At 65.3% G+C, this 11,790-nt stretch carries 11 protein-coding genes and 2 pseudogenes; 8 read left to right on the forward strand and 5 right to left on the reverse strand.

Annotated features, from left to right (window positions below; all coding sequences use genetic code 11):
- Window positions 1-4: 4 nt before the first annotated feature.
- Together ASE64_RS06440 and ASE64_RS06445 are read right to left on the reverse strand one after the other, a co-directional pair.
- Entirely contained in the window at window positions 5-610 is a 606-nt protein-coding gene (locus ASE64_RS06440) for an FABP family protein (RefSeq protein WP_055777810.1), read from the reverse strand.
- Between the two features lie 161 nt (window positions 611-771).
- Window positions 772-1,038 carry a hypothetical protein gene (locus ASE64_RS06445; protein ID WP_156351682.1) on the reverse strand — a complete coding sequence of 89 codons (267 nt, stop codon included), beginning with the start codon at window positions 1,036-1,038 and terminating at the stop codon, window positions 772-774.
- Between the two features lie 51 nt (window positions 1,039-1,089).
- Here ASE64_RS06445 and ASE64_RS06450 point away from each other — a divergent pair, with 51 nt between their 5' ends.
- From ASE64_RS06450 to ASE64_RS06465, 4 genes and pseudogenes are all read left to right on the forward strand, one after another.
- A complete protein-coding gene (locus tag ASE64_RS06450) occupies window positions 1,090-1,782 on the forward strand; it encodes a response regulator transcription factor (RefSeq protein ID WP_055777818.1) in 693 nt (230 codons plus the stop codon).
- A complete protein-coding gene (gene mshD / locus ASE64_RS06455) occupies window positions 1,751-2,644 on the forward strand; it encodes a mycothiol synthase (protein WP_055777821.1) in 894 nt (297 codons plus the stop codon). The genes ASE64_RS06450 and mshD overlap by 32 nt, the downstream gene beginning before the upstream one ends.
- Before the next feature lie 12 nt (window positions 2,645-2,656).
- Complete coding sequence (locus ASE64_RS06460) at window positions 2,657-4,837, forward strand: RNA degradosome polyphosphate kinase (protein ID WP_055777823.1); 2,181 nt, start codon at window positions 2,657-2,659, stop codon at window positions 4,835-4,837.
- Window positions 4,838-4,859: 22 nt separating this feature from the next.
- Window positions 4,860-5,504, forward strand: a pseudogene (locus ASE64_RS06465) (NUDIX hydrolase); the annotation flags it as partial.
- Window positions 5,505-5,710: 206 nt separating this feature from the next.
- Here the strand turns inward: ASE64_RS06465 and ASE64_RS17935 are convergent.
- A pseudogene (locus tag ASE64_RS17935) lies at window positions 5,711-5,788 on the reverse strand (hypothetical protein); the annotation flags it as partial.
- A gap of 188 nt (window positions 5,789-5,976) precedes the next feature.
- Between ASE64_RS17935 and ASE64_RS06470 the strand changes: the two are divergent.
- From ASE64_RS06470 to pstB, 4 genes are all read left to right on the forward strand, one after another.
- Entirely contained in the window at window positions 5,977-7,092 is a 1,116-nt protein-coding gene (locus ASE64_RS06470) for a phosphate ABC transporter substrate-binding protein PstS (RefSeq protein ID WP_055777829.1), read from the forward strand.
- 233 nt (window positions 7,093-7,325) lie between these two features.
- Entirely contained in the window at window positions 7,326-8,312 is a 987-nt protein-coding gene (gene pstC, locus ASE64_RS06475; RefSeq protein ID WP_442853828.1) for a phosphate ABC transporter permease subunit PstC, read from the forward strand.
- Window positions 8,309-9,409, forward strand: a complete 1,101-nt coding sequence (gene pstA / locus ASE64_RS06480) for a phosphate ABC transporter permease PstA (RefSeq protein WP_055777832.1) — start codon at window positions 8,309-8,311, stop codon at window positions 9,407-9,409. Before pstC ends, pstA begins: the two co-directional genes overlap by 4 nt.
- Window positions 9,410-9,463: 54 nt before the next feature.
- Window positions 9,464-10,243 carry a phosphate ABC transporter ATP-binding protein PstB gene (gene pstB / locus ASE64_RS06485; protein ID WP_055777836.1) on the forward strand — a complete coding sequence of 260 codons (780 nt, stop codon included), beginning with the start codon at window positions 9,464-9,466 and terminating at the stop codon, window positions 10,241-10,243.
- Between the two features lie 72 nt (window positions 10,244-10,315).
- On the opposite strand, the gene ASE64_RS06490 is transcribed toward pstB, so the two are convergent.
- Both ASE64_RS06490 and ASE64_RS06495 read right to left on the reverse strand, forming a co-directional pair.
- Entirely contained in the window at window positions 10,316-11,146 is an 831-nt protein-coding gene (locus ASE64_RS06490) for an anti-sigma factor domain-containing protein (protein WP_055777838.1), read from the reverse strand.
- Window positions 11,146-11,742 (reverse strand): sigma-70 family RNA polymerase sigma factor, encoded by a 597-nt coding sequence (locus ASE64_RS06495; protein ID WP_055777840.1) that lies wholly within the window; start codon window positions 11,740-11,742, stop codon window positions 11,146-11,148. The genes ASE64_RS06490 and ASE64_RS06495 overlap by 1 nt, the downstream gene beginning before the upstream one ends.
- Between the last annotated feature and the right edge of the window lie 48 nt (window positions 11,743-11,790).

The following is an 11,790-nucleotide window of genomic DNA, read 5'->3' on the forward strand; positions in this document are numbered from 1 at the left end:
GAGGTCAATCTGTTTTGGCGAGTCGAGCGGATGCGTGGGTGCGGAGGTTCTGACCGAGGGCTGCGATGTCCCAGGCCCAGAGGAGATGGGAGTCGACGAGTCCGTAGATGCGTGTGGCGGCCGTGTACTCCTTGGCGCCGTGCGAGCGCACCACCGCATCGGTCGAGAGATCGATGCGGGCGCCCGCGACCTGGCCGATGTAGAGCTCCATCACCCCGCCGGGGTGCACGAGGGCGACCTCGACGTCGAAGCCGTTGGTGGCGTTGCGCAGAGTCTCGACCTCATCGGCTGTGGTGAAGGGCTTCTGCTCGGCACCGGGCAGCATCCCCGGGCCAGGGTCGGCCTCGACCAGGGGACGGCTGAGCCGCCAGTATCCGGTCTCCGTCGCGAGGGGCGTGGGTTCGTCGTCGCCCTCGCCGATCAGCCACGCATAGGAGTTGTAGTTCAGGTGAGGCAGGCCGTCTTGGCTGAAGCTCACCCGCTGGCCGAACTCGCGCGTGATCTTCTCGTCACCGACCGTGTAGTCGATGACGCCCGTGCCTTCCCAGACACCGATGAGCCACGAGAGAGGAACCAGTTCGGCATTGAGCCCGATAGGCAGCTCGATCACGGTCAGCGCTGGCCGCGGAAGAGCTTGAAGATGACCATGCCCGAGATCCAGGCGATGGCCAGGCTCGCGAGACCGAGCAGTCCCACGAAGAACAGTTCGAGCGCGACATACGATTCCATGCATCGATCCTAACCCGACTCCCTCGCCGGGGAGCTCTGAAATCAGGCGGCGAACGAGAGGGGGGCGAGCACGATGGTGGCCAGGACCAGGATGACGACCGCGCCCGTGACGCTGGCCGTCACTCGATTGACGTAGCCCTCTTTTCGCCGGATGCCCAGTTGGATGCCGAATGTCAGGAGGGTAGTCACCCCCAGCACCACGGGAAGAAAGACGAGATAGTTCTCGGGCTCGGCGAGCACTGCGACCGAGACGGCGCCGAGCACGGCCACCAGCCAGACCGGCGCTACGCTCTTCATCAGGAGACTCACCCTCCTATTCTGCCCGATAGTATGACGGCAGGCTTTCTTGGAGGACCATACGTGGCGCAGCTGTTGATACTGACCTCTGCGGTCGACCGCGAGGTTCTGCCCGCGTTGTCTCTCCTGAGTCACCGCGCTCGGCAGATTCCCGCCGAACCCGCCCAGCTGGTGAACACTCCCAATTGCGACCTCATCTTCGTCGATGCCCGAACGGATCTCGCGTCTGCGCGTTCGCTCTGCAAGATCCTCACGACCACGGGTATCGGGGTTCCGATCCTCTTGATCATCACCGAGGGCGGCCTCACCGCGGTCAGCGCTGACTGGGGTGCGGCAGACGTCGTGCTCGAGACGGCCGGTCCTGCAGAGGTCGACACCCGCATCCGTCTTGCCATCGGTCGACAGGTGCAAGACCAGTCGACGTCGAAGATCCAGGCGTCGGGTGTCGTCATCGACGAGGCCAGCTACTCGGCCAGGGTGCACGGCCGGCCCCTCGACCTCACTTTCAAAGAGTTCGAGCTGCTGAGGTTCTTCGCGATGCATCCATCGCGGGTGTTCACCCGGGAGCAGCTCCTCTCCGAGGTATGGGGCTACGACTACTTCGGCGGCACGCGCACGGTCGACGTGCACGTCAGGCGCCTGCGTGCGAAGCTCGGCGACCTCGAGTCGCTCATCGGCACCGTGCGCAACGTGGGCTACCGATTCAACTTCTTCGAAGACGACAATGAGCGCATCGCTGCAACTCAGAGCAAGTAATCCCTCCGATCTCGGGGCGGCCTTCACCCGGCTGATCTCGCGGTCGTCGATGGTCGACGGCCAGCCGCCGTTCAACGACCAGGCACTCGTCGACGCGGCATCCGGCGCGCGAAGCCTGATCGTCGCCGAGCACGGCGATGTGATCGCGGGCGCGGTGCTCATCGGCCAAGGCGAGTTCGAGTTCGTCGTCGATCCCGAGTTCCGCCGCAACGGCCTCGGCGGCATTCTGCTCGAGCGCATCCTCGACGGAGCCGAGCCAGGGATCGCCGGCTGGGCGCACGGCGATCACCCGGCCAGTCGCATCCTGGCTGAGCGAACCGGCTTCGAGCCGGTACGCACCCTCTACCAGCTTCGGATGCCCGTGCCCGCCGCCCCGTCGACGGACTCGGGGAACGAGGGGGCAGGTTCGGCGAACGAGGGGATCGTCGTCGAGGCGTTCCGCCCGGGCGTCGACGACGACGCGTGGGTCGAGCTCAACGCCCGCGTCTTCGCCGACCACCCGGAACAGGGCTCCATCACCGTCGACGATCTGCACGCGCGCATGGCCGACGCCTGGTTCGACGCGGGCGACTTTCTGATCGCGCGAGACGGAGACAGGCTCGTCGCCTACAACTGGCTCAAGATCGAGGGGCCTGACGAACCGGGCGAGATCTACGTGGTCGGCGTCGACGAACGCTATGCGGGACAGGGCCTCGGGCGCATGCTCATGCAGCGCGCGTTCGATCGCTTGCGCGAGCGTGGCGTCTCGACCGCGGCGCTCTACGTCGATGCCGACAACGTCGGAGCGGTGCACCTGTACCGATCACTGGGATTCACAGACCATACGGTCGATGTTCAGTATCGGCGCCCTCTCGCCGGGTGACATGATGTTTCCATGAGTGGCGACAACATCCTTCTTGATTCGAACTTCGGCTCCGACTTCGATGACGACGACGAGATCATCGAGATCCTCGACGACCCGTCTCTGCCCGAAGGCCGCTACCTCGACCGTGAGCTGAGCTGGCTGGCGTTCAACACGCGCGTGCTCGAGCTCGCCGAAGACCCGACGCTGCCCGTGCTCGAGCGCACGAACTTCTTGGCGATCTTCTCGTCGAACCTCGACGAGTTCTTCATGGTGCGCGTCGCCGGCCTGAAGCGTCGCATCGCGACGGGCCTCGCGGTTCCGACCAACATCGGCCGCAAGCCGGTCGACGTTCTCGGCGACATCTCGCGCGCCGCCCACGAGCTGCAGCTGCGACACGCTCGCGCCTACCAAGACCTGGTGAAGCCGGCGCTCGACGAGGCCGGCGTGCACATCGTCACGTGGGACAGCCTCGATGAAGACGACCGCTCGCGTCTCAGCGACTACTTCTCGACGCAGATCTTCCCCGTGCTCATGCCGCTCGCCGTCGACCCCGCCCACCCCTTCCCGTACATCTCCGGCCTCTCACTCAACCTCTCGATCCGCGTGCGCAACACCAAGATCGACAAAGAGGAGTTCGCCCGCCTCAAGGTTCCGCAGGTCATTCCACGCTTCATTCGCGTCGACGAGACCGAAGACGAGACGAACGTTCGACTCATCGCGCTCGAAGACCTCATCGCGAACCACCTCGGCCACCTGTTCCCCGGCATGGAGGTGCTCGATCACCACGTGTTCCGAGTCACCCGCAACGAAGACGTCGAGGTCGACGAAGACGAGACCGAGAACCTCATCCAGGCACTCGAGAAGGAGCTTCTGCGTCGGCGCTTCGGTCCGCCCATCCGTCTCGAGGTCACGGAGGACATGGACGACCGCACGCTCGAGCTGATCGTGCGCGAACTCGACGTCACCGAGCAAGAGGTCTACCGACTTCCCGCGCCCCTCGACCTCTCCGGCCTGTTCGATCTCGCCAAGATCGACCGCCCCGAGCTGCACTACCCGAAGCGCGTTCCCACGACCTCGGTCGCACTGCAGCCGTCGGAGCCCAACGCGAAGCCCGACATCTTCAAGGCGATCGCCCGTCAGGACGTGCTGCTGCACCACCCCTACGAGTCCTTCGCCACGAGTGTGCAGGCCTTCCTCGAGCAGGCCGCGGCCGACCCGCACGTGCTCGCCATCAAGCAGACGCTATACCGCACGTCGGGCGACAGCCCCATCGTCGAGGCACTCATCGACGCAGCCGAAGCGGGCAAGCAGGTTCTCGCCCTCGTCGAGATCAAGGCCCGATTCGACGAGCAGGCCAACATCTCGTGGGCGCGCAAGCTCGAGAAGGCCGGCGTGCACGTCGTGTACGGTCTCGTCGGGCTCAAGACCCACTGCAAGCTCGCCCTGGTGATCCGCCGCGAGAAGGGCGTGCTGCGTCACTACAGCCACATCGGAACGGGTAACTACAACCCGAAGACCAGCCGCATCTACGAGGACTTCGGGCTTCTGACCGCAGACGACCAGGTCGGCAAAGACCTGACCCGGCTCTTCAACGAGCTCTCGGGGTATGCGATCGAGAAGAAGTTCAAGCGCCTGCTCGTCGCACCCCTGCACCTGCGCAAGGGACTGCTCAAGCGCATCGCCCAGGAGGCGAGCAATGTCGAGCAGGGGCTGCCCGCGGGCATCCGCATCAAGGTCAACTCGATCGTCGACGAAGCCATCATCGATGCGCTCTACCGCGCCAGCCAGGCGGGCGTTCCCGTGGAGATCTGGGTGCGTGGAATCTGTGCGATCAAGCCAGGAGTGCCGGGTCTCAGCGAGAACATCACGGTGCGCTCGATCGTGGGCCGCTACCTCGAGCACTCGCGCATCTTCTCGTTCGTGAACGCGGGCGAGCCGGAGACCTGGATCGGCAGTGCCGACATGATGCACCGCAACCTCGACCGCCGCGTCGAGGCGCTGGTGCGGCTCACGAGCACCGATCACCTGCGGGAGATCAGCGAGCTGTTCGACCTCGCCATGGACGAGAACACCATGTCGTGGACGCTCGGCCCTGACGGCGACTGGGTCCGGCGCAGTGTCGACGCCGAGGGCAACCCACTCGTCGATCTGCAAGACGTCGTGATGAAGCAGATCACCAAGCGCCGCAAGCGAACGGGCATCAGCCGATGATCCGGGCGGGGGAACGGTCGCTGTGACCGTCTTCGCCGCAGGAGCGGTCTGCTGGCGCGTCGTCGACGGCAAGATCCTTGTGCTCCTGATCCATCGGACGCGCCATAAAGACGTCTCGCTTCCCAAGGGAAAAGTCGACCCCGGCGAGGTTCTGCCTCAGACCGCCGTCCGCGAGATCGCCGAGGAGACGGGGCTCAAGGTCAATCTCGGCCTTCCGCTCGGCGTCACGAACTACGTCATGCCGAATCATCGCGAGAAGGTCGTGCACTACTGGGCGGCCGAGGTCACCGAAGAGGCAGTGCTCGCCTCGACCTTCGTTCCGAACAGCGAAGTGGCCGCACTCGAATGGATGCCGGTGAGCCGGGCGCTCACGTCGATCAGCTACAAACGCGACGCCGAGATCCTGAAGCGCTTCCAGGCCTTCGTCGACGACGGGCTCGTCAGCACCTTCGCGATCATCGCCCTGCGGCATGCGAAAGCGATCCCCGCCTTCGACTTCGACGGCAGAGACTCGGCACGCCCGCTCACCCAGCGCGGTCTGCTCGAGGCGCAGTCCATCGTCGCGGGCCTCAGCGCCTTCGGCCCCACCGTGCTCCGCTCCTCGACGGCTCTGCGTTGTCAGCAGACGATCGCGCCGACCGCCGCCGTATTGGGACTCGACGTCAAGAAGACCGACTCGATCAGCCAGGACGCTTTCGAGAACGGCACCAGCGACATCCGGAGCATCGTCGGAAAGCGCGTGCGTCGCCGCGCGACGGCGATCCTCTGCAGCCACGGGCCCGTGCTGCCCGAGATCATGCGAGAGGTCGCGCTCGCCACCGGCACCACGAAGCCCGCGTCGATCGCGCGTGCAGGCGACCTTCCGGTGGCCGGCTACACGGTCATCCATCTCTCGAGAGAGCGCCCGGGTTCCGGCATCATCGCCGTGGAGACGCACGTCCCGCACTGAGGACTCCTCGCTGTTCACCTCCCGTTTACCGAAATGCGCCACTCTGGCCACGATGCACGGCTACGTTTTCTGAGGGCCAGCACCGGCCCGCCAGCGTGCATCTCTGATATCCAGCTACAGTCAACGATCTTGATCGGCGTGTGGTCTCAGACGTCACCTGGCACTACCCATTTCGAAGGGACCACACACAGTGAAGTTCAAGAATGTTGCTACGGCGGGGGCCATCCTGGTCGCGTCGGCTATCGCACTTTCTGGCTGCGCCAGCAGCACCCCCGAGTCCACCACCTCGGCCACGCCTTCGGCCGCTGCGGTCGACTACAGCGCTCTCTCGGGCACGATCACCGCCGGTGGCTCCAGCGCCCAGGCGAACGCCCAGGCCGCATGGACCACCGCATTCACCGCCCAGGCCAAGGGCGTCACCATCAACTACGACAAGTCGCAGGGCTCCGGCGGCGGCGTCACCAACTGGACCGCTGGCAGCTACGACTTCGCCGGCAGCGACTCGCCCCTGAGCGAAGAGCAGCAGACCGCCGCCACCCTGTGTGGCCCCAACGGCGCGATCAACCTGCCGATCTACCTCGATGGCGTTGCCATCGTCTACAACCTCGCCGGCGTCGACAAGCTGAACCTTTCGGCCGAGACCCTCGCGAAGATCTTCTCGCTGTCGATCACCACCTGGAACGACCCGGCCATCGCGGCGGAGAACCCCGACGCCAAGCTGCCCGCAACGGCCATCACGACCGTCACGCGTTCAGACGGATCGGGAACCACCAAGACGTTCACGAACTTCCTGAGCCAGACGGCCAAGGATGTCTGGACCTACCCGGCCGACAGCGCGTGGCCGATCGCCGGCACCAGCGCCCAGAAGGGCACCTCCGGCATCGTGCAGGCCGTCGGAGCCGGTGACGGAACCATCGGCTACGCCGACCACAGCGCCATCGGTGAGCTCAAGGCCGCCTCCGTCAGCGTCAAGGGCGAGGACTTCGTGGCGTTCAGCCCCGAGGCCGTCACCGCGGCGTTCGACGCAGCCGCGTCGACCACCGACACCGGCATCGAGGGCGACCTGGCCCAGACGGTCGACTTCACCGCCATCTCCGGCGCCGAGGCCTACCCGATCCCGCTGGTCTCCTACGGAATCCTCTGCACCACGTTCAAGGACGCCAAGCAGAAGGAACTGGCCACCGCCTACCTCGGCTGGATCGGTAGCGACATCGGCCAGCAGGTCGCCGCGAAGAACGCCGGCGCGGCTCAGATCCCGGAGAAGCTCCTCACCGAGATCGCTGCCAGCCTGGCCCTCGTCAAGTAACACAGCCAGACCAGACCGTTCTCCCGACCTTCTCGAGAAAGACCGCCATGAGCGACCGAACCTCAGTTGAATCTGTTTCCTCGACGCAGCCTCGGCAGAACACGACGTCTGACAGCACCACCCCGCGTGGGGGGAAGGAGCCTTCGCAGGCTCCCTCCCCCGCGCGCAGCAGTCGGGTTCGGCCCGCGGATGCAATCTTCCGCGGGCTGAGCACCGGCAGCGCGATCTTCATCATGGTCATCCTCGCCGGCGTCGCCCTGTTCCTCATCGTTCAGGGCATGCCGGCCATCGTGGCCAACTGGCAGAGCAACCCCGAACTGAACGACGGCTTCACCTCGGCGTTCGACAGCTTCTGGGCCTACGTGGGCCCGCTGCTCTTCGGAACGCTCTGGTCCGCTGCCATCGCCCTCGTTCTGGGCGCGCCGATCGGTATCGGTATCGCCCTCTTCATCTCGCACTACGCGCCCCGCCGTCTGGCCGGCCTTCTCGGCTACGTCGTCGACCTGCTGGCCGCCGTTCCGTCGGTCGTCTTCGGCCTCTGGGGCATCATCGTCATCCGCCCCTTCCTCCTGCCGCTGTCGGACTGGCTCAACACCTACCTCGGCTGGATCCCCATCTTCGGCGGCCAGGTCACCACGACCGGCTCGACCATCCTCGCGGGAGCAGTGGTGCTCGCCGTCATGATCCTGCCAATCATCACCTCCATCTCGCGAGAGATCTTCCTGCAGACGCCCCGCCTGCACGAAGAGGCCGCGCTGGCCCTCGGCGCCACACGCTGGGAGATGGTGCGCCTCGCAGTCTTCCCCTACGCCAAGTCGGGAATCGTCAGCGCGACGCTGCTCGGCCTCGGTCGTGCACTCGGAGAGACGATGGCCATCGCCATGATCATCTCCCCCGCCGTCATCGTCTCGTTCCTCGTGGTCACAGAGGGCCAGAACTCGCAGACCATCGCGGCCAACATCGCGCTGAACTTCCCCATCGCCTCCACACTGCAGCGCCAGGCCCTCATCGGCACCGGCCTGCTGCTGTTCGTCGTCTCGCTCGCGGTCAACATGATCGCTCGCTACATCGTGACCCGCGGCTCGTCGAAGACGGGCAGCAAGAAGAAGCGGCGACCGAGGCCGCTCGTGGTTCCCACCGGTGACGCCACCTCCACCCTCACCCGCGACCTCGTCGCCGACAAGAACACCGCCGCCGGCCCTGAAGGAGCATCCGCATGACCGCGCTGAGTCCTCGAACCGTCGAAAAGGGTCCCGTCCCCAATTCGCTGACAACGGGGCAGCTTCCCCGCTTCGCCGAGCTCTACATCTTCGGAGCATCCGCCGTCGTCTCCGGCGTGCTGCTGATGCTCATCGGCTTCGACGTCATCGGCTGGCTCGTTCTGAGCGCCGTCGTCTACCTCGTGCTCCTCGGCATCCTCTCGAGCCTCGTCGAGAACCGACGCAAGGCCATCGACCGCCTCGTGCGCGGACTGGTCACCGTCGCCTTCCTCCTGGCGATCATCCCGCTCGTATCGACCCTCTTCACGGTCGTCTCCAAGGGCATCGGTGCCCTGTCTTACCAGTTCATCACGCAGACCGGCGGCTCCTCGTTCAACCCCGACACGCTCGAGGTCACGAACACGCCCGGCGCCCTCCAGGCCATCGTCGGCACGCTGATCATCACCGGCATCGCCGCACTGATCTCGGTTCCCATCGGCCTGTTCACCTCGATCTACCTCGTGGAGTACGGCCGCCCCGGCCAGTGGCTGTCGCGCACAGTGACGTTTCTCGTCGATGTGATGACGGGCATCCCGTCGATCGTCGCGGGTCTGTTCGCCTTCTCACTGTTCACCATCATTCTCGGCCCGAAGGCGTTCAGCGGATTCTCCGCCTCGGTCGCCCTCTCCGTCCTCATGATTCCCACGGTCGTCCGGGCGTGCGAGGAGATGCTGCGTCTCGTGCCGCACGACCTGCGCGAGGCCTCGTACGCGCTGGGCGTGTCGAAGTTCGCGACCATCGTGCGCATCGTGCTGCCCACGGCCATCGCGGGCATCGTCACGGGCATCATGCTGGCCATCGCCCGCGTCATCGGCGAGACGGCCCCGATCTTCATGGCCGCGAGCTTCACCGACAACTTCAACTCGAACCCCTTCGAAGGGCCGATGCAGACGCTGCCCGTCATGGCGTACACGGGCTTCGCGTTCCCCGGCACCGACATCGCCGCGTCGAACAACTCCGCCTGGGGTGCCGCGTTGCTGCTGGTGATCCTGGTGGTCATCCTCAACCTCATCGCACGCGTCGTCGCGAAGGTGTTCGCCCCCAAGGGCTCCCGCTAGCCCTCCACCCCAGACCTCTCCCCCTTTCGCACCACAGAATCCGAAGGAATCGAATTGTCCAAGCGCATCGAGGTCAAAGACCTCAACGTCTACTACAGCGACTTTCTTGCCGTCGAGGGCGTGTCGATCACCATCGAACCCCGCACCGTCACCGCCTTCATCGGCCCCAGCGGCTGCGGCAAGTCGACCTTCCTGCGCACCCTGAACCGCATGCACGAGGTCATCCCGGGCGCCCATGTGAAGGGCGAGGTCATCATCGATGGCAACGACCTCTACGCCCCCGGCGTCGACCCCGTCATGGTCCGTCGCCAGGTCGGCATGGTCTTCCAGCGGGCGAACCCGTTCCCCACGATGTCGATCCGCGACAACGTGCTCGCCGGGCTCAAGCTCAACAACAAGCGCCTGTCGAAGAGCGAGGGCGACGACATGGTCGAGAAGGGCCTGCGCGGCGCCAACCTCTGGAACGAGGTCAAGGACCGTCTGAACCTCCCGGGCGGCGGACTCTCCGGTGGCCAGCAGCAGCGCCTGTGCATCGCGCGCGCGATCACGGTCTCCCCTGACGTTCTCCTCATGGACGAGCCCTGCTCGGCCCTCGACCCGATCTCGACGCTCGCCATCGAGGACCTCATCAAAGAGTTGAAAGAGGAGTACACGGTCGTCATCGTCACGCACAACATGCAGCAGGCCAGCCGCGTGTCCGACCGCACGGCCTTCTTCAACATCGCCGGTACGGGCAAGCCCGGCAAGCTGATCGAGTACGACGACACCACGACCATCTTCTCGAACCCGACCGTCAAGGACACCGAAGACTACGTCTCGGGTCGCTTCGGATAGCGAGAGATTTGCAGCACGAACGACGAAGGCCCCCTCGATCTCGAGGGGGCCTTCATCGTTCGTGCTGAGCGGCTAAGCGCTGGCGATCGCCACGATCGGCGTCGTCGTCGGCGTCTTGGATCCGCCGGCAGGCTCGACCGTGACGCCGACCGTGTCTCCGGCCGACATGGTTCCGTCGAGCAGGTGCCACGACGTCTTGTGTGCGCCCGTGGCATCGAAGGTTCCTGCGGGAGCAGCGCCCGCGTCGTTGATGTACCAGGCCTCGTACACGCTGCCGTTGGGCAACGGTGCGAGACCGTCGACGACCACCGCGGAGCGTCCGAGCTCACCTGACCAGACGAGCGTCGCGACACCGCCGCCGTCGACCTCGCTGCGCACCGACTGCACGTCGGATGCAGCATAGATCTGAGCGAGGCCCGCAGCCTGCTGATCGACGACCACGGGCGTATCGCCCGTCACCGCCGACCCCACGAAGCCTCCGCCGACGAACAGGCCGATGGCGGCTGCGGCCGAAACGAGGATGGTGGCGGGGCGTGCGAACCAGCGTGTACGAGCCTTCTGCTCGGCCGCGCCTGCCTCGGCCGGCTGGGATCGAGCATCCTCGATCGTGCTGGATGCCGACGGCGCGGCGATATCCGCGTCGACCGTCGGGCCGGCTGTATCGCGGGGCAACTGCGGAGTCGAGGCGATGGCAGCCATCAGGTCGACTTTGAGCTTCGCGGAGGGCTCGACTGGAGTGGATGCCAGACCGAGGAGCACCGCAGTGGCGCTGAGGCCGTCTGCCTCGGCGGCAAGCTCGGGGTCGGACTCGGCCGCCACGAGAAAACGCTCGAGCTCTTCGGGGCTCAATGCACCGAGGGCGAACGCTCCGGTGTTCATTCGAGAGTCGTCATTTATGGCCATCAGGCGACTCCCATTTCGTCTCGAAGGCGGATCATGCCGTCTCGGAGCCGCGTCTTGACGGTACCGATCGGTATCGCCAGGATCTTCGCGACCTCGCTATGGCTGTATCCCCCGTAGTACGCCAGAGAGATGGCTTCGCGCTGCAGTTCAGTCAGCTGAGTCATTGCTCTCTTCACCCTTTCATGTTCGATTCTGATCTCGACCGATTCGGCCACTTGATCGTATTCACGGTCCACATCCCGGATACCGATCTTGATATCCCGGTCGTGAGAGGACTGCGACGCGCGCACGCGGTCGACTGCCCTGCGGTGAGCCATCGTGAGAACCCAGGAAAGAGCCGCGCCGCGTTGCGGATCGAAGCGCGTGGCCGTGCGCCAGATCTCGAGAAACACTTCTTGGGCGACTTCCTCGGACTGCGCATGGTCGATGAGCAGTCTTTTGATGAGGCCGAGAACCCTCGGCGCGACCCGGTCATACAGTTCGGCGAATGATCTCTGATCGCCATCGGCGACCCGCAAAAGCAGGCTCTCGACCGAGTCGAGCGCCTCCACAGGAGTGCCGTTATGGTCGCTATCAGAGGTCACGAGCTTAAGCATGACAGGTTTCCCGCCTGAGGCATGTTGTTCGTGGTCCGTTCACACCAA

This window comes from Agreia sp. Leaf210, from assembly GCF_001421485.1.
Taxonomy (GTDB): Bacteria; Actinomycetota; Actinomycetes; order Actinomycetales; family Microbacteriaceae; genus Agreia.